We start from the raw sequence: 21086 nt of genomic DNA, 5'->3' as shown, positions 1-21086 counted from the left end.
CTTAAGACCGAGGGTTGCGTGCCGGAAGTGTCAGGTCTCCATGGGAATGGAAACGGGATGCCAGGTCGCAGCCTGTGTGGCGTTTCGGCGGTGCCCGTTACGTTGTGTCGCCCGAGTCGAGGTCTGGCGCGAACGACGGTTCCTGAAAGCACCTTTGAGCAGCGCTGGCGAGCAGGGCCGCGCATGGGACGAAGTTGGAGACGTCATGCGCCGCGAGCCGTGAGGTCCTCTTGAAGAGGCGCTGCGACGCTGCCGCTGCGAAGGCACCGGGGGAGCCGGTGCCTCGGGGCAGGTGGCGGCAACTTACTGCTTTCGTGCCGACTTGCGAGCGGTCTTGGCGGCAGGGCGAGCTTCCGAAAGCGTCGCCGCATAGGAGGCCAGCATCTTGCTGGCGTGGTCCACATCAGCCGCCAGACGTTTCGGGTCTTCCTGGGCAAACCACGAGAAAAGCAGCCCGTCGATCAGGATAATGGTCAGCCGTGCGATGGCATCCAGCGCCTTGGCGTCAGCACGAGGCTCGGCGGAGGACAGGTTGCCGCGGGCGCCTTCCAGGGAGATGCGAAAGGCGCCAATGGCCACGTCGGGCTGATGTCTGAGTGCCCAGGTAAACAATTCCGACTGGGTCTTCGCGTAGGTCGGGTTTGCTTCGAACCAGGCCATCACGGAGCGCAGGTTGAACTCCGCCAGATCCGACAGGGTGCCGTGCTCCGGCGCCTCCGGGCTATCCGAGCGGATCAAGTCGATCAAGGACTCGTAGACCGCGAATAACAGCTCGTCCTTTGAATGAAAGACGTAGTGCAGGGAGGCCAGTGGGCATCCTGCAGCCTCGGCGATGCGACGGGTCGTGGCACCCTTCACACCGTGCTCTGCAATCACCGCGACAGTCGCCGCTACGAGGTCCTGGCGGCGGACTTCAGCCCGTACTCTCTGCATAGGCCAGAGCTCCGTTTTATGTCTTCGTCCAAAGGTGCTACCCGTGCAGGGTAGTCGAATCCTCGGATATTAGCATGACGATGGACGGCATTTCGCCAGCAACGCAAGACATTGTCCTGCACGGATGTCGTGCCGCTATGGCGGCGCGGGAAATGCCGTTCGCAGGTATGTGCGAGGCGTGATCGCGGCGCCGGTGCGTCGCGGTGCCAGTCAAACTTCACGATGCCGATGCGATTCGGCAGCATGCTTCGGGAATCACGCGGTGCACTCATTCATCGCGCATCGGCCCGCCTCATCAAGCGGCGCTCCGTTTGTCGAGCGGTGCTTGCGTTCCTGCTTCGATGATGTGTTCCCGGAGAGGCGCAGGTACGGCGGCCGACGTGGGTGCACGAGAAAGCACTCATGCGTGTCGTGGACGGGCGCCACTGCGTTGGTTGGTACGGTGCTCTCATGAGGTGGCTAATGGAAACTCCGTATTCCAAATGTCCTGTCGAGGCATAAGATTCGTGCCTGTAGCTACATGGTCATTTGATCAAGTCAGCTTGTCTGCACCGCAAACGTGACTGTGAGCATCACTTGGTGCGGCTGATTCCCAGCCTCGGGGCATGGGTCTCGCCACCGGGCGTGTCAGCCGCAATGCAGGGGAGGCAAACGCCTGGATCCGGGTGGCATGTGCTTTGCTATGTAGTCATATGACCAAGTCTGGTGATCTGGTGTGTTGGCTTGAGCGATGGATATCTCTTGGTGGTGTGGTCAACGACAACGATAGGGAATGCGAATGAGCAAATTGATTGCTGTCTTGGGCCTGGGGGCGATGGGGTCTGCAATTGCCACCTCCCTGATTGAGGATGGCGAGCAGGTCGTCGTCTGGAACAGAAAAGCGGAGAAGGCGCGGCGCATCCGTGAGCTCGGCGCACACGTTGCCGATAGCGCCACGGCAGCTTGCGATCAGTCGGACGTCATCGTCGTCGTGACGGCAACACCGATTGACCTCGCGGCAGACTTCGAGGCGCTCGGCGAGCGCCTGAAAGGGAAAACGGTTGTCAATCTGGCCACGGGGCGCCCGTCCGAGGTCCAGAAGCTGGATCAGATCGTCAGCGGCGCCGGCGCAAAATTCATCAGCGGAACAATCCAGTGCTTCCCGCCCGATATCGGCCGCGAGAGCGCCGTCATCCTTTTGGGTGCCGACGAGAAGATCTGGAACGAAGTTGAGCCCCTGCTTCGAAAGATTGCGCCGCAATCCACCTACGTCAGTGCAAGACCTGACGTGCCGAACGTGCTCGATGCCGGCTTGACGGGCACCTTCGTGTTTGGTGCTGGTGCAGCCTTCCTGGAAGGTCTCAGGTTCGTCGTGAATTCGGGCATTTCGATCGACGAGATTCGCGACCTGATCCCAACCTACATCGCCGGTCAGACTCACTTCATCGAAGGCCTGTTCGAATCCGTGGCGGCGTCAGACTATCAACCAAGGGGCGCGGACCTGGACATCTACGCGCGAGCGACCGGGCTGTTCCAGCAGGCGCAGGAAGATATCGGTCAGCCGCCGCGAATTCTGAAGGCACTCCGCGAGCGGATCCTGTCATCCATTGCAGAAGGCAGTGGTGACCGAGGATACGCGGCACTTTTCAATCATTGACAACCTGTTGGAGGAATCACCATGTCATTGCAACGCCTTTCAAGTAATAGCACTCCTGAAGATCTTGCGAACGCGGTTCGGCAGGACGGTGGCGCGATCGTCAAGAACTTTCTCGGTTCCGACCTGCTCGCGCGGATCCAGCGTACGCTCTTCGACACGCTCGAGACCGCTCCGAATGGCGTAGACGACTACTTCGCCGGGACACAGACGCGTCGCGTCTCGCGCCTCTTCGCGCGTACCGACTGGATGGCCGAGGTTGCGTTGCATCCGCTCTACCTGGGCGCGGCGCGCAGCATTCTGCAGACGCCGATCAAGATCTGGAGCGGCGAAAACCAGATCGATATCGCTCCGGATATCCAGGTGGGGGTGACGCAAGCCATTCAGATTCGACCGGGCCAAGGCCAGCAGCCGTTGCATCGCGACGACTCCGTATGGCTCTGGCGGCACCCGAGCTATGGGCGTGAGGCCCGGTTCCAGGTCATGGTGGCCGTATCCGACTTCACGGAGGCAAACGGTGCCACGGTCGTCATTCCGGGGAGCCACAAGTGGGACGACGAGCGCATGCCCAAGCAGGAGGAAGCCATTCCCGCGGTCATGTCCGCCGGCGATGCGCTGTTCTTCATCGGCTCCACTTATCACGGCGGCGGGCAGAACACCAGCGACGCACCGAGAACCGGCCTGACGATGTCGTTTGACCTGGCCATTCTCCGGCAGGAAGAAAACCAGTACCTCACGTTGCCCATTGAACGCGTGAAGCGCTATCCGGAGGAACTGCAGCGCTTGCTCGGCTGGACGTACGGCACGACCTTTGCCGGCTTTGTCGAGCGTAACGGTCAAATGTCGGATCCGAACGACCTGCTGAAAATGAAGGACTTCCTCGAGGTCGGGCATTTCGATTAACGGACGGGATGTGTGATGGATCGCGGCCCGGTTTTCACATGGAAATCGGGCGATTCCATCACCTGACGGCATCGTAGTCGATCGACGGGATACGTCAGGTCGGTGACGACCGAGCCATTTTGAAATTGCGATTTTTCGGTTGGATGAAGCAGTCTTCGAAACAGTGCCAGTATGGATGCGAGCAAGAGGGCGATTCGATGCCTCGTCGCGATCTCGCATGCGTGCAAACGACAAGGAGTCGATCGTGAATTACGAAATCAAGGGAATCCGAAAAATCGCCCTGCTTTATACAGGGGCGGTGGTCTGGACTCCAACGTACCTGCTTCCATTCAACATCGAAGAATCGATGGCGCGGTTCGGGCTGTCCGAAAGCACCGCCGGATGGCTCGCATCCGCGGTACTTCTCTGTCTGTCGCTTTCCATCATCATTTTCGGTCGTCACATGGCGACGTTGAACAAGAGAACGGGCGCGCTTGGTGCAGCAGCGCTTGCCGTTCTGTCGACGTGCGCGATGTTTTCAAATAATTTTTATGTATTCGTCGCCGCGAAACTGGTTCTCGGCGTTGCCTTGGGCGTCAGCTGTGTTTGCGCGTACGGGGTGATTTCACACGTCAAGCACCCGGAGAAGGTCGCTGCTCAAGTCGCTGTGGCGATGGCCATCATATTTTCCTGTGCGATGTACGTCGTACCGATCGTGAATGTGAAGATGGGCAATATCGGTGTGGATGCCGTCCAGCTCGCCGTGGTCGTGGCGGCTCTGTTTTTCGGCGCATTCATGCATCCTGCCGTCAACGCAAGCGAGGAAGAAGTCGCGAAGGATGCCATCAAATCCAGTGGCGTCCGAGGGATTCTGGCCAGCGCATTTTTCATCTACGTTTCGCAAACGGCGCTCATGGGATTCGCCGCCGAGGTCGCTGCAACCCGGGGCGTCGAAGCAGAGCAACTCGGCATGCTGTTCATGGTCAATGCGGCCTTCCAGTTGCCGGTGGGGGTAGCGGTGACCTGGCTGGGTGATCGTTTTGGCTTGTTCAAGCCGATCGCCTTTGGGCTCGCGGTGTTGATCGCATGTAGCCTGGGCATGTATTGCGTGGGCGGCAGGTGGGCGTTTCTCGTGTCAACGGCCCTCGTCAGTGCCGGTGCGACGCTGGTTGCCCCTTATATGGTGGGGGCACTTTCACAGATGGATTCCAGCGGGAGAAGCACCGCGACCTGTGCGTCGGCAATCAATCTTGGCCTGGCAGTGGGCCCCGCGATTGCCGGCACGGTGTTCAGCGTGGCCGGTTTGCGCGCGGTCGGCTGGCTGTCCGTCGGGTTGCTGGTGGTGCCGATCTTTCTGACCAGCGTGGCGATCCGGCAGTTCAAGTCGCGACATTCCGAAGCAGCTATCGCGTGACGCGTGAGGCGAAGCGATCAGCTTGCTGTGCGAACGCGCCCCGGCCCTTGCGGGTGCCGGGGCGGTGCCGGCCGCCTGACATGCCAGCGCAAAACCAGCCTGTATCGGTAGCGCCATCTCAGGTCGAGAGGTGGCGCAAGGTTGGATATTGCGTGGGCAAGCGTGATGGCGACTCAAATTCTTGACGATCACTGGAATCTGTCATGGAACTCAAATTTTATCTTTATTGTCTTGCCGACCTCGCGTTGATCACGACTTCACTCGTCTATGGCGTGAAGCTTCTCAGGAAACGCAACGCCCTCCTCGGGTTCGAGTGGCTGGTTACGACGTTCTCGGCATCGAATCTGATGATCAATGCATTGACCGGCGAGCACGTCTTTCTCAGTGTTTCGCTGTTCTGCGATGCATTTTCCAGAGGCTTCGGCGTGCCGGTCATCACCATCGTCGGCATGATGGCTGTTACGCATCGATACAAGCCGTCGGTTGTCTCTGATGTCGCTTATGCGGTGGGCGCACTGGCGGCAACCGCTGTCGTGTGGACAGCGGATTTCATGATCGAACCCAAGCCCTATTTCTATCTGGTGATGTGGTCGTTGTTCTCGGTTTACCTTGCGTACGTGGTCAAGCGGTTGCTGAGCGCTGGAGAGAAGCGTAACGCCGTGAGCGTGATCCTGGCGCTGGTGTCCACGCAGATTATTGCGAGCACCTACGACTTCTACCCTATACCTGGCGACAGCGATCATATGATCTTTTACATCTTCGCTTTGCTGTCGTGGTCTTACATGTCCGTTTCGTTGTACTACGCCTATTGTGCGTTGGAGCGCGCGCAGGAAAAGGCAATGAATCGCAATCGAGGTTACGCCCTCGGCAGCCTGGAACGAAATCCGCAGTGATTGCCGCGCCCCCGCCGGAATGCCCCTGGATCTTCATGCAGGAGAGCGGATATGGCTACTTCGATCGTGAGCTATCCCGCTGTAGAGGGCGAGGCATTTGATCGCCAGGACTATCTCGCAACCCACGCCTCGCTTGTACGGGCGGCGTGGGGCGAGTTTGGCCTTCGCTCGGCCCCCGTTCTGCCTTCGGTCGTCCGATCGTCATGCTGACGTCTCCCGTTCCGTTGGCGTCAACCTGCTAAGTGAATAGAGGTCCGTTAATGGCGGAACGGGAGACGAGTCGGGTTGTATCTAACTCCGGTCCGCGAGCGGCTTCCTGAAACATTCAAACACGGCGGCCAGCTCGTGTTGACCGTGGCCCATGGCGACGGCCTGCTGGAGTCGCGCCAGTACTTCTTGCGGGTAGCGGCTGTCCGTGCCACTTTCCTGGCTGAACGCCACAAGCTGTCCGATACCCGCGGCCCAACTGTCCAGGGTGGCCTGCGACCCTGAGTAATTCCCTTTCTGGATCATCTGTACGCACGTCTGAAGCGTATCCTCAACGAAGGGACGACGTGCCAAGGCAAGCGACAAGTAGGTGTCGAGGGAGATGCCTTCGGCGTCGCACACGGCGGCGCCGTAGAGAAACCCGAGCGCGGCCCCCAGGGAGTACGAACCCACCACCGCGCCGTCGAGAATAGCGGCATTCGCGAATCCCTCTCCAACGAACAACGCATGTCCACTCAGGCTCGCCAAGGTAGGTCGCAGGGTTTCGAAGGTCGAGCGCGAGCCGGCATAGAGAATCGATCCATCCGGCGTGCCGATATCCTTGGGGTAGCAGCCGATGGTGCCGTCGAGGTAAGCCACGCCGTGTTCCGTGGCCCACTCCGAAGTATCTCGCGCGTCCTCCGGTGTGCCCGTCGTGAGCTGGATGATCGTTTTGCCTTTGAGACGGGCCGCGACGTCCGCAGAGCGCAGCAACGAGTCGGACGCGCCATAATCGAGCACGCAGACGACCACGACCTGGCTCGCATCGATCGCCTCCGCGACTGAGTGCGCGACCCGCGCGCCAACCTCGCCAAGCGCCACGGACTTGCTCGCCGTGCGGTTCCATACAGTGACGCGATGATTGGCGGCAAGCAAGGCCTTGGCCAGGGCCGCTCCCATTGCGCCGAGCCCAATGACGGATATTGCCTGCGCCGTTACGGTATCTGCCATCACAAACCTCCTTCGAATCTGGTATGCGAAACATCAGAAGAGGACTCGCTTTGCACAGCGAGGAATAGGGGGCCATCGATCGCACGCGGCTGGAACCTGTCGTTCCGCCCTTCCGGTTTGCCCGGCTGTCGCGTCGGGATGCGCGCGGTCAGCACCCTGCCATAGTCGGTCTCCGGCATCGCATCGGTCATCTAGGTGCCCATGAAGCCTGGTTCGATCGCGTTGGCGGATGCGGTAGATCCGGGATGTATTCACGAAAGAGGCGCCGGCCGTCGACGGCGGGCAACAATGGATCATTCCGCGACGAATGCTTTAACCGACATTGGTTCGAGACGCTGGATGGAGCCAAGACGATCGTCGAGGCGTGGCCCCTGAGTTAGATACAACGAGCGTTATCCCGGCTGTTCTCTCAAAGGGAGGCACCAGCCGAATTCGCTCGTCAGCTGGTGCGTTGGCCGGGGTCGGCCGGATCTGAAACGCTGTAAAACTCGCTCTGGATTGGCGTGGAAAACCCGCGCCGATCAAGAGCATCCGGTATCAACGCTGCACGGTGTCCAGAATATCCAGGCGGCTCACTGCAACCGCCTTCTGCTTGATCGCGCCAAACGCCGCCTCGGTCGCCTCGAGCGTACGCGCGATGTCTTCGTCCGTGTGGCTCGCCGTGAAGAACATGTTGTGCCACGGGTGGAGATAGGCGCCATTTTTAATGACTTCCGACGTCCACGCCCGGCCACGCGACACGAGCTCGTCGTCACCGGCGAAAAGCATCTGGGGCATGACGCTCGGCCCGGTCTGCTTGAGTTCGAAGCCATGCCGCTCGGCTTGCTCGGCGATGCCGGCACGCAGCTTGTCCGCCAACCGCTTGGTGTGTTCGAGGTAGTCCGTTTCTTTTACCAGGCGCAGCGTTTCGATGGCCGCGGCCATCGGCACAGCCGAGAGCCAGTAGGAGCCCGTGACGAAAATGTTCGTCGCCGCCTCTCGTGCCTTGTCCGAACCGAGCACGGCAGCGATCGCATAGCCGCCGCCGATGGCCTTGCCCCAGCAGCTGAGATCCGGGTGCACACCCCAGTCCGACCATGAGCAATCACGCGACAGGCGCAGCCCCGTGCGGACCTCATCGACGACCAGAAGCGCTTCCTGCTCATCCGCGAGGCGACGGCATTCCTTCGCGTACTCGATCGACGGGAAGAACTGATCGTAGAGTACTTCGTGCCGGAAGGGCGTTGCGTAGATGGCCGCTACGTCACCTTCGACGCTCTTGACGGCGGCATTGAGACTCTCGATGTCGTTGTACTCGAAGTAGACGACGTGAGCCCGGTCTTCCTTGGTAATCCCCGTCGTATAGGGCACGTTCCACGGAGACGCGCCATGGTACGTGCCTCGCGCAACAAGAATCTTGCGCTTCTCACGATAGGCGCGCGAGATCACCATGGCCATGGAGGTGGCGTCCGAGCCGTTCTTGCAGAACATCGCCCAGTCGGCGTGGCTGACCTGTTGAGTGAGCGCCTCGGCAAGCTGAACCATCACCTCGCTGGGGCCCGTGGCCGTGTCGATCTTCTGCAACTGGAGGGCTGCGGCTTGTTCGATCCGCTCGTTCCCGTAGCCGAACAGATTCGTGCCGTAACCACACACGTAGTCGATGTACTTGTTGCCGTCGACATCCCAGAGATGGGTACCTTTCGCTTTTGCAAAGTACAGCGGGAAGTCTTCCGTCAAATACTTGACGCTCTGGTGACCGTACATCCCGCCCGGGATGACCTTTTCGGCTCTTGCGAACCACTCGTTCTTCTTTGCCAGCCTGTCCATGCTCGACTCCTTGTGAAAAATTCGTTCTCGGAACGTCAGATCCGATATCAAGTCTTTGACTGAGTCATTTGACCAATTAATCGAACCCCAGCGTTTTTGGGGAATGCAGCTTCCGAAATCTCGCGTCTCGCCGTTGGATCGACGCGCGGTCTAGCCTCGCGTCGCGAATGCAGCCTCGCTGCGTCACGCGCTTGGGCGTCTGTCGTCGCTTCATGTGAATTGGTCAATTGACCAAGTCGAGTGTCTACAAATGTCGTCCAGACGGAAATTGGCGTTTTCCACTAGTCCCGCACAGCAATGAATCGACGTCACGCCTGGCATGCCACGGCGGTGGGGGAGGAGGCGAGTTGAGCAGCGGCGTTCGCCGGCGTGCGCAGTGTGGCGTCGACGGGTTGTGTACTCGGACTGCAGGAAGGCAAGGATCGTGGCAGCACGCGCGGTACCTGCTGGAGGGCGAGTCGATGGCGTATGTCGACCTCGCGGCGATCGACGCGGCCGCGCGTCAGACGCATGGTCATTGAAGGTCGCCGCACGGCCACAGCCGGGAGATCTCGCGTTGCCGTGGTGGGGGGGATCCACCCCGCGCACGGCGACTTCTCGTCAAACCTGGACGCGGTTCAAGATGACGAATACGTGCGCGAGCGGAACGCCGTTCGGGGCAAGGTCGCGGACAGCTGTCGCACCCATCCTCGCTGCTTCTTTCTGGCAAGCGTCTTCCACTGATCACCTGGAAGGCGCGGGCGGGATCATGATTTCAGCCATCACCCGCCGATGCCGCGCGAGTGAAACGCAGTCTTTGATGGGTGGCATTCACCCAGACTTGTCCCGCTCACGCGGGTCGCGTTTCGTCGACATCGGATCCGCATAATGGAAATCCCCGCTCATCCTTAGAGCAGGGATACAGGGGCGATCAAGGTGGGGAGGCGGACTGGGGTCTGGCGGTGCATTTCCGCCAGAAGGTTTCGCCACGGGAGATCGTGGTGCGTACGGGCGTGTTTAGACGCGAGGTACGTGCATGGCAGGGGCAGACTGATCGACGCAGGCAGCCGTAGCCGAAGCGCGCGGGCTCGCGCGTCATCGCCACATGAACCAACGGACTGTCGGGCCGGTTCAAGACCGAAACCCGCCGACCGAAGCGCGAGCAAGGCTACGCCGGCATGTTGGATCTTTCCGGGTGGAGTCTATTGGGACGAGTCGTAGTGCTCAATGTGGTACAGAACCATGAATCCCGGGCTCAATACAAGAAGGATTCCGGCAACGAGAGAGATTGCGACAAATAAACGCTTCACCATGATCACGCTCCTGAGTTGGATGAGGTGCAATAGAAAGTCGATTCTTGGGGGCCATCCGCGGAAAGGCGCGCGATCCCCGCGTTCGATTGGCGGTCAGCCGTGCGGCCTGCAAATGCGTTGATCGAAGGCCGGTCGATGGGGCGCCATTCGGACACGCGCAGCGCCTGGCCGACGAGAGCCGATTGCCGGGATTGCGCGAGCGGGGTACATGCATGGCGCTGCCCGTCGGCCGAGTAGCGGCTCGGATCGCGCTCGGGTTTGCGTGCCACCGCCCCGAATTCGTCACGCATCGGAATGCTCCTTCGCGTTCGCAGAGGCGATACGGGCCTTCTTGATCTCGAGATCGCCCTGGGCAAAGCGGGAAGCGGGACCGGTCTCGCCGCTGCGGTTTGCCGCCTCGCCGAGGCGTTGGGCGAGCTGGTGAGCGACCTGGTCGCCGGTCCCGAGATGGATGCGGGCAAGCAACAGCGCATGCTCGCGGCCGAGCCCGGCACCGGCGCCGGTCACGATCGCAACGCGATTCGTCAGGTCGATCTTCATGGGTTGTCTCGTTGCGGGTGTTGCTGTCGTGGCCTGCGAATGTGCATGGCGGAATCCGGGCGGGCATTGCTGCATCCCGGATCGCCGCAGGCTTCTGTTCCTGGCTTAAAGGCCGAGGTGCGTGGCGATATCGTCGTAGTCGACTTGCCACAGGCCCGGCGTGCCAGCGGGGTATTGCGAGCGGAAGCCGATGATTCGCTGAACGCGGTGCGACAGGCGTCGCACGGTGTCCATGTCGACGATGAAGGGATACGCTTCCTCCGGAGTCAGGTAGGACGGCTGCATCGGAATCGTGAGCCCGCGCCGGCGCTCGTTCTTCGTCACGTTCGCGCCGCCACCGTGGATCACTTTTCCGCTGAACAGCAACGCGTCGCCGGCATCCATCTCGGCGGCAATGGTCATCTCCGGCGTACCCTTGCTGTTGAAGTAGTCCTCATCCCAGTTCTGGCTACCCGGGATGATTCGGGTGGCACCGTTTTCCTCGGTGAAGCGCGTCAGGGCAATCATGAGGTTGGTGAACACCGTCGGCCCGTTGATCCCGAGCGCGCACAGGGGCGGAAAATTGCCGACGTCGCGATGCAGCATCTGTGCTGTGTTGCCCGGGCCGATGTCGATGACCTGCGCGGTCGACAGCCACCAGTCGCCGGACTCTTCCCGGTAGAGCACCTCGCCGAGTTCATGAAAGAGTTCGTCGTCCAGCACGTCCCCAAACGTCTTGCTGTGCGTGACCATGTTCGTCAGGCGCTTGGTATAGGTGCCGTGGAATTCCTTGATCAGTTCGTTTTCGTGCGACGACCCCTCGCGAAGCCGCTCGAGCGGAGCATCGACCTCGCGGTTGATGTTCGCGACTTGCTCCTGGGTCAGATAATTCTTGATCCGGACTCCACCGTATTGATTCATGAGCGACACGATCTCTTGTGCGCTGGTCTGCTTGGAGACGGTGGGGAGGGAGCCCTGAATGTTCTGAATGTTTGCGTTCATGTTTGCCTCGAAGTTGCGTGGACGGGTGAATCAGAAGCGGCGTCACGTTCTGATTCGGGGGATACAGATATCAAGTTGAATGTTTGACTGAGTCAAATGACCGCGTATGGTTTCGCTTTCTGTCATCCATTCCTTTCACCCAGTTGACGAAATGAGCACGTTCTTCCTGCCGTTGTTGCGGCCTCCGGCTGATCCAGTACCTGTTTCCAGAGGCGGAAGAGGCGGAGTCGCTCGCCGGGGTTTCCGGTGAGCTGACGTATTCGTTACGAATAAGGTCAAATGACCAAGTCGCATGATCGAGGAAGTTAACATGGCGTTTTTTGACGGTCGATCATGGTTAACCCGTTCGCTTTCCGAACGGTGTAGCGTCTTGAAAGACGCGTGGCCGTTCTGACGTGGATGAGGAAAATGTGGTCGCCCCGTGAGTTGAAAAGCGAGGCGTGGACCAGGGTCGACAGACGTATCGCGTGAAGCACGCAATTCGACCTGGACGGATGCGTGTGAGCGAAGCTTGGTGGACCAGGCGACGTCTGCGATTCCTGCAGGGGTGCTGAGTGGGTCGTTGTCGTCTCGTTTGCTCTCGAGACGACCAGACGCGACAACATCTCATCCAGGGCGGAACGCTGAATATCTGGATGCGGTGATGGAAACCGACGCGTTGCAGAGTGGGGCAGGGACGAGCGATGGAGCCGGATCAGCTCTTATGGAAATTCTGATCGCTTTATGAATCGGAACCTGATGTTTCGTGCGGCTTCATTGCCATGCTCACACGCCACCTTACCGTCAAGGCGCGCCCTTTCGAATCGAGCGGAAACAGCAATCCGGTTCCGGCCGGAACTCGGCAGGAACCGGATTGAAGGCAGCGAGGACACGAGGGCGCAGCACGGGATCGAAGAATCAGTCGAGCGTGTTCCAGAGCGCGGTGGCGGGGCAGGTCAAGACTTCTTTGGGTTCGCCGAAGCAACCAGGAGCGGCATGAATCTTGTCACCGTCATGCAAATACGTCGGCAACATATCTGCCATGCTCCCGCTCCATCGTGTCGATCCACGCGCTGGCGTTTTCATCGTTCTCGCCAGTTGCATCCTGATAAATACGGCCAAGCGTGGCACGTACGGCGGGCGCCATATTCTTTCCGTCCCCGCAGACAAAGACGGTGGCACCTTGCGCAAACAGCGCGGCGATTTTCTCGCGTTCCAGCCAGACTTTGTCTTGAACGAATCGAGCACCTTCCTCCGGGCGGTTTGAATAAGCCGGCAACACTTCGACCACACCGCAGCTTGCCCATTCGTCGAGTTCGTCGCGATAGAGAAAGTCAACGTCGGGGTCATCGATCCCGAAGAAGAGCAACGACGTGCCGACGTGCTCCCCCAGCTGTTTCTGTAATGCGCGCTCTTGCAGAAAGCCACGGAATGGGGCGATACCGGAACCGGCGCAGATGAGAATCATCGGAAGACCGGGTTCGGCTGGTGGCCGAAAGCGTGCATTCGATGGCCTGACTGCAACGGACAAGCTGTCACCCGTGTTGAGTCGTGCGAGATACGACGATGCCACGCCTTCATGACGACCATTGCCGGAGAGCGCGGGTGCGTCGACCACTGCTACCGTCAGCGTGACATGGTCTGCTTTCCAAAGCGGGGAAGACGAGATCGAATACTGGCGTGCTTTCAGCGCGGGCAGCATATCGAGGAACTTGTCGAGCGACAGATCGACGGACCCGAAGCGTTCGAGCAGATCCATGACGGTCGTCCGCTTTCCCAGAATCTCGCATTCGAAATCGTCGGCGCTCAGGCGCTCAAGCTCGATCTTCTCGGGTGGACAACGCGTGACAGCGGCCAGGCTGGATACTTGTGATCGAGTCGCGGGAACGGCGAGTTCAACATAGCTCGAAAACAGTTCACCACAACCCATTGCCTGGCCGAGCGGAAGGCGTGGATTGCTTGACGTTCCTTCAATCACGACCTGAGTGTCCCAGCTCACGCGAAACCGGCGCAAGACGCGATCGACGTTGTTTTTCGAGTTGCGGGGCAGAACGGCCAGGTAATCTCCCGATCGATAAGTCATCGCTTCCGGAAGTTTCAATTCAATATGCTTTTTCGAGCGGCTGCCAGCCACGCTAATGTCAACCAGCTCTCTATTGTCGACAATGGACGCGTGCGCCATGTCGCCGAAATTCAGCAATTTTTCACGGGTATTCTCGGCGAAACTGACTTTCAGTGCGGTATCGCCATGTGGCACAACCGAGATTTCCTTACCGGCACTAGTTGCAAAGCGATTCCACATTTCGGTGTACCAACGGTCAAATTCACCAAAAAAGTCGCCACCGGAATCAAGCTCGCCTCTGAAGTGCACTCGCGTAGCACCGGCCTTCTCGAGCGCTTCATCGACGCGCTTGGGAATCGCCTGGTATGTCCGTGCCCATTGTTTGTTGCCGCACCCAAGAACGGAAAAATGGACGCCGTCCAGCGCACCCACGTCCAGTTCCTCGACATACGGGACGAATGATTTTGCGTTGTCTGGCGGCTGTCCTTCGTAGGAAGCGGTGACGATCACGATTGCAGGATATCCGTCGAGTTTCCCTGCGAAGTCGTCGAGGGGCGCGCAGGTGGCGTGAAATCCGTGACGACTCGCGTCCCCTGCAATGCGTCTTGCAAAGGATTCGGCGGAGCCCGTATTGCCCCCGAAGAGGACGAGCATATCCGACGCATCTTCGCTGGTAGGGATCGACTGAACCGGAGCGACGCGGGGGCTTTGAGCGCTCGAGCGGGCGTGAGGGGCCGTATCGGGCACTTTAAGCGCACCTCGGGCCCGCGGTTTCACGTTCACCCGGAAACCGGTTGGCTTCAGCGTAAGCGTTTCGGCGACGTCCAGTTCGTAGTCGGGATCTGCGAAAGAGAAATCGAATCGCTGAAGCAGCATGATCAGAACGAGATGGGCTTCCTGCATGGCAAAAGGGCGGCCGATACAGGCACGTGCGCCATTGCCGAAGGGCTTCCATGAATTGGGAGGGAGTTGCTCCGCATTCTCCGGTGCAAATCGCTCCGGACGAAACGCCTCGACGTCCTCGCCCCAGACGCTCACATCCCGATGCAACATCGGAGTCAGGATCATGATGATGTCGTCGGGAGAAACGGCATATTTCCCGCCGAACGTGGTGTCAGCGAGCGGTGACACGGCGAATGCCGGCGCTGTCGGCCAGATTCGCAACGTCTCCATGAGGATTTGTTCGATGTAACGAAGTCGTGCGAGATGCTCGATCCGGGGTGTCTCGCTGCCAACGACCTCGTCGACCATGTCCCGTGCCTTTTGCAGAATGTCCGGGTTTTTGAGGAGGAAATAGGTGGCAAAGGACAGGAGCCCGCTTGTCGTTTCATGTCCGGCGATGAGAAATGTAATCATCTGAAAGACGATGTTCTCATCATCAAGTTTTTCTCCCGTCACCGGATCGATGCCGTTCAGCATTCGGTCCAACAGGTCCATCGACGCGTCGTCGTGCGGGTTCTTCCGCCGGTCCTCGATCATTTTCGTCGCGAGCGACCGCATGACTTCGATGTCCGCGTCGAACTTTCGACTGCGGTTGACCATCAACTTCGAAACAAGTTTTGGTCGCAGCTCGCGCTTTCCGGCCTCGCTGAGGGTGTTGACCATGGCATCGACAAACGGATGCTGATCTTCACGGTAGAAGCTGTTGAAACGACAATCAAACGCACAAAGGGCAATCGTGTCGAGCGTCAGTCGAGTCATGTGATCGGACACATCGACCGGCGTCTCCGGGCCGAACCGCTCCCAATGGAGAAACATCTGGTCGGCGATGTCGACCATTTTGTCGAACATCGACCAGATACTGAGCGGGCCGAACGCCTGCATCAGCACACGATGCGCTTTGGCCCAGTTCGGTTCGTCACCGAATGCCGTAAATAGCCCGTCGCCGATCGCGGGTCTAAGTTCGAGCAGCGATTGGTGGACACACTTCTGAAATCTGCTTTCATCACACACTTCATTCACCAGTGTTTGTCCGCTGACAACGTAGTAACCTTGCCCGAACACCTCGAACCAATAGACCGGCCCATAAGTGCGCGCGAGATCCATCATCTTTGCAAGTGGAGACGGCCCGAGGACCTCCATCAAGTGACCGATGACGGGTTTCAGGGGCGGCTGGGGGACGAGGGATGAGGATTTCATTTCAATAGCCTTTCAGAGGTATGTCGGCGCATCGCATCTCAATCTATTGAACGAATGTAAAATAGACAAAACCACGTGTCCAGAGCTTTTTATGCCCCCTGATGTAAGCCCTAATCCCGCCGATCCTCGCTTTCAACGGAGTTACGACGCTCTCGTTCGCGCGGTGACCGACCTGCTCGACGAGGCACCGCTGAACAAACTCAGCATTGCTCAACTGGTGCAGCGCGCGGGCGTCGCGCGTCCTACGTTCTATCAGCACTTTCCCGATCTTCAGGCCGCCGCTCAGCGGGCGGCGTTGGTCAGGCTCGACAACGCGTTCGCATTTGTCGAGGAGCAGGGCAAACTGCTGAACCCGCCGAGTGCCACTTTCGTCAGGTCAATGGAGGTGGAAACCGGGCTGATTCTCGAGCATCTGCGTGCGCATCAGTCTTTCTATCTGACCGTATTCAATGACGCGGCGACATCGGCGTTTTTCGATGAACTGGTTACGTTCGTCGCCGGCCGCATCCCCCCCCGCGGCAAAATAGTTGTCGCCCCGATAGAAACTTGAATCTTTCCTGAATTCAAGTTTCGTAGATGGTGGTGGGTTGCCGTCGCCGAAGGCGACGGCCCCCTTGCCACCGATTTCCGCAACAAGGGGGCGATGATGAGAGAACAAGTTGGCTCGATACGGACAAGGTTTTAAGGACAGAGCGGTGGCGCGGTTGCTGCCGCCGGAGAGCGCCCCGCTGGAGGTGGTGGCTCGGGAGATTGGGGTGAGCACAGATACGTTGGAACGCTGGCGCGGTGAGGAACTGGCCAAGCCGGCGCGAGAACGCAGCTGGACGGCAGCGGCTCGGCTGGAGGCAGTCATTACCACGGCAGCCATGGACGAGGCCACCCGCAGCGCCTGGTGCCGCGAACACGGCGTGTATCCACAGCAACTACAGCAATGGCGTGACAGCGCAACGCAAGCGCTTGCCGAACCCGCGGAGAAGCGCGCCAGCCCGCAGCAGACCAAGGAAGACCGTCGGCGCATCAAGGAACTCGAGCGCGAGCTGCGCCGCAAGGACAAAGCGCTGGCTGAGACGGCAGCGCTGCTGGTGCTGTCAAAAAAAGTCGAGGCGATCTTCAACAAGAACAGAAGCGAGGACGAATGATCGGGCTCGAAGATCGCCAGACCCTGGCCCAGGACATTGAAGCGGCTCAACAGGCCGGTGCGCGGCTGGCGCAGGCCTGTGAGGTCGCCGGCATCGACGAGCGCAGCCTGCAGCGCTGGAAGGCCAACCATGGGCTCGTATCGGGTGATGGCAGACCCGGCGCGGTGCGGCCGACACCGGCCCACGCGCTGACACCCACCGAGCGCGAGCAGATTCTGCAGGTGGCCAACGAGCCGCGCTTTGCCGACATGCCCCCGGCGCGCATCGTCCCGATGCTGGCCGACGAAGGCGTGTATCTGGCCAGCGAATCGAGCTTCCAGCGCGTACTGCGCGAGCATGGGCAGAACCAGCACCGGGGCCGCGCCAAGGCACCGCGCAAGAGCCGCCCGCCAACCACGCATATCGCCACTGCACCGCGCCAGCTGTGGTGTTGGGACATGACGTACTTGCCTGCCGAGATCGTGGGGCGCTGGTTTTATTTGTACCTGATTCTGGACGTGTACAGCCGGAAGATCGTGGGCTTCGAAGTGCACGACAGTGACGACGCCGACCATGCGGCGCATCTGGTCAAGCGTACGGCGCTGGCCGAAGGCATCCATGCCATGGCGACCAGGCCGGTGCTGCACGGCGACAATGGCTCGACCCTCAAAGCCACGACTGTCCTGGCGATGTTGAACTGGCTGGGTGTCAAGCCTTCGTACTCGCGCCCGCGCGTGAGCGATGACAACGCCTACGTCGAAAGCCTGTTCCGCACGGCGAAGTACCGCCCCGAGTTCCCCGACAAGGGCTTTGCCAACCTCGATGAGGCTCGCCGCTGGGCTTCGCACTTCGTGCATTGGTACAACCATGATCACCGGCACAGTGGCATCCGCTACGTCAGTCCCGCCCAGCGTCATGCGGGTGAAGATGCCGCGATCCTTGCCGCCCGTCACGAGGTATATCTCCAGGCGCGAGAACGAAATCCGCGGCGCTGGTCGGGCGCCACCCGGAACTGGACGCCTATCGGCGCGGTAACACTGAACCCCGAGCGCGACTGCATCGTCAAAACGTATACGCGCTCGACCGATATAGAGCCATTGGCAGCATGACCGAGACGACAACTAGCTTGACTCGCGCCGATCCTTCCACCCTATGAAGGCGTTCGCACGGAAGCAGAGCAGGATTGCCTGACGGTGCTGGGCGGCGGATTGGTGTGGACGGCGGTGCACTGGCTTCGCCAGGGCGCCACGCGCGAGACCCCGGAGGTCATGGCGAAGCGGATGGCCAAGACTGCGGCGACGATCCTCGACGCTTTCGGTCTTACGCTCGGGTTCGCGCAGGCGGGTTCGGCGTAGCGGGAGGGGAAGCTGGGGAACTAGCCAGCTTGCTCGTCGTGCTCCCTCATGTGCCGAATCGAACGCTCATCGTGGGTGACGCGTGCGAACTCGCTCCGCAGGAATGCTGGCGTAAGTCGCGTCGCCAGCCAATCGATATTGATCCATGCCAATGGTCGCGACGCTCAGTTGCGCGCGATCTTCACGTCGAAAAAGTAGTTTGGACTACTTGTGGTAACCGTGGTGGATGCGACAGGTCATCGAGCCGCTTCTATATTCTCTGCAAGGGATAGATGGCAGGGCATGTTTGCGCTGCATGCCTGGCATGCCGTGGCATCGCGCCCACTTCCGCCCGCGCTCACCGATTTCCGCTTCATCGCTTCCGCTTTTTGTGTCTATGCAGCGTTCGCACCGTCTGATACAAATCGCCATTCAAGGGCTGGATCGGAGAGCCAGGCCAGTATTGACTCCCGGCAGGCGCGTCAGCCAAAGTTAAATGAAATGTGATCACTCGCCGCCGCAAAATTTTGCACAATGGCGGCAGCGCGGCCCGTTGCCGCGATTCGCCCCCGGCACCCCGGCCAGCTGGACCGGGGCCGGCCCGAACCAATACCCGACCTCGGCACCGCCGTGCCGCCGCCCGCCATCATGGACCAACCGAAACGCATCCTGATCGTCGAAGACGATGCCGACATCGCCGACGTGCTGAGCCTGCACCTGCGCGACGAGCGCTACGAGGTCGTGCACAGCGCGGACGGTGCCGAGGGGTTGCGCCTGCTCGAACAGGGCGGCTGGGATGCGCTGATCCTCGACCTGATGCTGCCGGGCGTCGACGGCCTCGAAATCTGCCGGCGCGCGCGCGCGATGACGCGCTACACGCCGATCATCATCACGAGCGCGCGCTCGAGCGAGGTGCACCGGATCCTCGGCCTCGAACTCGGTGCCGACGACTATCTGGCCAAGCCGTTCTCGGTGCTGGAGCTCGTCGCACGCGTGAAGGCGCTGCTGCGGCGCGTCGATGCGCTCGCGCGCGATTCGCGGATCGACGCGGGCACGCTCGACGTCGCGGGTCTGGCGATCGACCCGATCGCGCGCGAGGCGAGCGTGGACGGTGCGCGCATCGACCTCACGCCACGCGAGTTCGACTTGCTGTACTTCTTCGCGCGGCACCCGGGCAAGGTGTTCTCGCGGATGGATCTGCTCAATGCCGTGTGGGGCTACCAGCACGAAGGCTACGAGCACACGGTCAACACCCATATCAACCGGCTGCGCGCGAAGATCGAGGCCGATCCGGCCGAGCCCGTGCGGATCCTCACCGTGTGGGGCCGCGGCTACAAGCTCGCCGCGCCGGGCCAGCGGGACGCATGATGAAGCTCACGCTCACCCAGCGGCTGTCGCTCGTGTTCTCGGTGCTGCTGCTCGCCTGCTCGGGCGCGTCCGCGTGGCTGCAGATCCGTGCGAACGACATGCGCGAGCAGGAAGTCGTGCAGGGGCTGTCGCGCGACCTGGCCGCCAATATCGTCGACAGCGTGACCCACAGCGCACCGCTGATGGACGCGAACGGGCTGCGCCCGGACGCCGTGCGCACGTTGTTCGGCCAGTTGATGGGTGTGAACCCGAGTGTCGAGGTCTATCTGCTCGACAACGCGGGCCGCATCAAGGGCGACGATGCACCGCCCGGCCACGTGAAGCGCGACCGCGTCGATCTCGCGCCCGTGCAGCGCTTCATCGCGGGCGAGCCGTTGCCGATCCTCGGTGACGACCCGCGCAGCCCCGATGCGCGCAAGGTGTTCAGCGCCGCGCCGCTGCAGCGCGCGGGGCAGCCACCGTCGGGCTACATCTACGTGGTGCTGCTCGGCGAGGCGCACGACCGGCTGGCCGCGCGCGTCGACGCCGGCAACGTGCTGCGTACGACGCTGTGGTCGATGGCGCTGGTCGCGCTGCTCGGCCTGCTCGCGGGCCTCACCGCGTTCAGCTTCATCACGCGCCCGCTGCGCCGGCTGACGGACGCGATGCGCCGCTTCGACGCGAATGGCACGCCCGACACGCAGCCGCCGGTGCCGCGTTCGCGGCCCGGCCGGCGCGGCGACGACATCGTCGTGCTCGAATCCGCGTTCGCGCAGATGGCCGACCGGATCGGCGACCAGTGGCGTGCGCTGACGCACCAGGACCAGCAGCGGCGCGAACTGATCACGAACATCTCGCACGATCTGCGCACGCCGCTGACGTCGCTGCACGGCTACCTGGAGACGCTGTCGCTGAAGGCCGACACGCTCGCCGAGACCGAACGGCGGCGTTACCTGTCGATCGCGCTCGCGCAGAGCGCGAAGGTCGGCCGGCTCGCGCAGGCGCTGTTCGAGCTCGCGCGGCTCGAATCGGGTGGCGTGCAGGCCGAACGCGAGCCGTTCTCGCTCGTCGATCTCGTGCAGGACGTGTTCCAGAAATTCGAGCTGACCGCGCAGGCGCGCGGCGTCGCGCTGCATGCGCGGATCCCGGCGCGGGTGCCGGTCGTGTCGGCCGATCTCGGGATGATCGAGCGCGTGCTGACCAACCTGCTCGACAACGCGTTGCGGCACACGCCTGCGCACGGCGAGGTCGAGGTCGCGCTGGAGCCGCGCGGCGACCGCGTGGTCGTGACCGTGGCCGATACCGGGGAAGGGATTCCGGCGGCGCGGCGCGAAGGGTTGTTCCAGCGGCCGCAGCGGCCGATGAGCGGCGGTGCGGTGACGAGCGGCGGGCTCGGGCTGCTGATCGTGCACCGGATGCTGGCGCTCAATGGCAGCAGCATCCGGCTGGTCGACCAGGCCGGGCGGGGTGCGGTGTTCGAGTTCGCGCTGGCGGTGGCCACGCCTGCGGCCGGCGACGGACGCTAACCGCCATCAA

15 protein-coding genes are annotated in these 21086 nt (G+C 61.1%); 8 read left to right on the top strand and 7 right to left on the bottom strand.

Annotation, left to right across the window (positions count from 1 at the left end; all coding sequences use genetic code 11):
• Positions 1-303: 303 nt before the first annotated feature.
• Positions 304-933: a TetR/AcrR family transcriptional regulator gene (locus ACN8ZM_RS36415; RefSeq protein ID WP_420212858.1), complete on the bottom strand. Its 630-nt coding sequence runs from the start codon at positions 931-933 to the stop codon at positions 304-306.
• A gap of 778 nt (positions 934-1711) precedes the next feature.
• Between ACN8ZM_RS36415 and ACN8ZM_RS36410 the strand changes: the two genes are divergently transcribed.
• The 4 genes from ACN8ZM_RS36410 to ACN8ZM_RS36395 all read left to right on the top strand — a co-directional run bounded on the left by ACN8ZM_RS36410 (position 1712) and on the right by ACN8ZM_RS36395 (position 5755).
• Positions 1712-2569, top strand: coding sequence for an NAD(P)-dependent oxidoreductase (locus tag ACN8ZM_RS36410; protein WP_420212857.1), 858 nt, complete (start codon positions 1712-1714; stop codon positions 2567-2569).
• Positions 2570-2590: 21 nt separating this feature from the next.
• Positions 2591-3469: a phytanoyl-CoA dioxygenase family protein gene (locus ACN8ZM_RS36405; RefSeq protein WP_205821572.1), complete on the top strand. Its 879-nt coding sequence runs from the start codon at positions 2591-2593 to the stop codon at positions 3467-3469.
• Positions 3470-3713: 244 nt separating this feature from the next.
• The gene (locus ACN8ZM_RS36400) at positions 3714-4862 is read left to right on the top strand and encodes an MFS transporter (protein WP_420212856.1); all 1149 of its coding nucleotides are present in this window, start codon (positions 3714-3716) and stop codon (positions 4860-4862) included.
• A 203-nt stretch (positions 4863-5065) separates the two neighbouring features.
• Complete coding sequence (locus tag ACN8ZM_RS36395) at positions 5066-5755, top strand: hypothetical protein (protein ID WP_420212855.1); 690 nt, start codon at positions 5066-5068, stop codon at positions 5753-5755.
• Positions 5756-6046: 291 nt separating this feature from the next.
• Here the strand turns inward: ACN8ZM_RS36395 and ACN8ZM_RS36390 are convergent, their stop codons facing one another.
• From ACN8ZM_RS36390 to ACN8ZM_RS36365, 6 genes are all read right to left on the bottom strand, one after another.
• Complete coding sequence (locus ACN8ZM_RS36390) at positions 6047-6952, bottom strand: NAD(P)-dependent oxidoreductase (protein WP_420212854.1); 906 nt, start codon at positions 6950-6952, stop codon at positions 6047-6049.
• A 537-nt stretch (positions 6953-7489) separates the two neighbouring features.
• Entirely contained in the window at positions 7490-8758 is a 1269-nt protein-coding gene (locus ACN8ZM_RS36385) for an aminotransferase class III-fold pyridoxal phosphate-dependent enzyme (RefSeq protein WP_420212853.1), read from the bottom strand.
• Between the two features lie 1294 nt (positions 8759-10052).
• A complete protein-coding gene (locus ACN8ZM_RS36380) occupies positions 10053-10340 on the bottom strand; it encodes a hypothetical protein (protein ID WP_155291988.1) in 288 nt (95 codons plus the stop codon).
• Complete coding sequence (locus tag ACN8ZM_RS36375; RefSeq protein WP_420212852.1) at positions 10333-10590, bottom strand: hypothetical protein; 258 nt, start codon at positions 10588-10590, stop codon at positions 10333-10335. The genes ACN8ZM_RS36380 and ACN8ZM_RS36375 overlap by 8 nt, the downstream gene beginning before the upstream one ends.
• A 105-nt stretch (positions 10591-10695) precedes the next feature.
• Positions 10696-11571, bottom strand: coding sequence for a phytanoyl-CoA dioxygenase family protein (locus ACN8ZM_RS36370; protein ID WP_089454235.1), 876 nt, complete (start codon positions 11569-11571; stop codon positions 10696-10698).
• Positions 11572-12562: 991 nt separating this feature from the next.
• The gene (locus ACN8ZM_RS36365) at positions 12563-15751 is read right to left on the bottom strand and encodes a cytochrome P450 (protein ID WP_420212851.1); all 3189 of its coding nucleotides are present in this window, start codon (positions 15749-15751) and stop codon (positions 12563-12565) included.
• A 163-nt stretch (positions 15752-15914) separates the two neighbouring features.
• Here ACN8ZM_RS36365 and ACN8ZM_RS36360 point away from each other — a divergent pair, with 163 nt between their 5' ends.
• From ACN8ZM_RS36360 to ACN8ZM_RS36345, 4 genes are all read left to right on the top strand, one after another.
• On the top strand, positions 15915-16301 hold the full coding sequence (locus ACN8ZM_RS36360) for a TetR/AcrR family transcriptional regulator (protein WP_420212850.1): 387 nt from the start codon (positions 15915-15917) through the stop codon (positions 16299-16301).
• Positions 16302-16410: 109 nt separating this feature from the next.
• Positions 16411-17978, top strand: a protein-coding gene (locus ACN8ZM_RS36355) for an IS3 family transposase (RefSeq protein ID WP_089454866.1) whose coding sequence is annotated in 2 segments (ribosomal slippage) — positions 16411-16849 and positions 16849-17978 — 1569 coding nt in all. Because the reading frame shifts where the segments join, the coding sequence is not laid out codon by codon here.
• A gap of 873 nt (positions 17979-18851) precedes the next feature.
• Positions 18852-19571: a response regulator transcription factor gene (locus ACN8ZM_RS36350; RefSeq protein ID WP_039353478.1), complete on the top strand. Its 720-nt coding sequence runs from the start codon at positions 18852-18854 to the stop codon at positions 19569-19571.
• Positions 19571-21076 carry a HAMP domain-containing sensor histidine kinase gene (locus ACN8ZM_RS36345; protein ID WP_043185755.1) on the top strand — a complete coding sequence of 502 codons (1506 nt, stop codon included), beginning with the start codon at positions 19571-19573 and terminating at the stop codon, positions 21074-21076. Before ACN8ZM_RS36350 ends, ACN8ZM_RS36345 begins: the two co-directional genes overlap by 1 nt.
• Positions 21077-21086 lie beyond the last annotated feature (10 nt).

Source organism: Burkholderia aenigmatica (assembly GCF_048627025.1).
GTDB classification, from domain to species: Bacteria; Pseudomonadota; Gammaproteobacteria; order Burkholderiales; family Burkholderiaceae; genus Burkholderia; species Burkholderia aenigmatica.
This window is presented reverse-complemented; position numbering and strand designations above follow the sequence as displayed.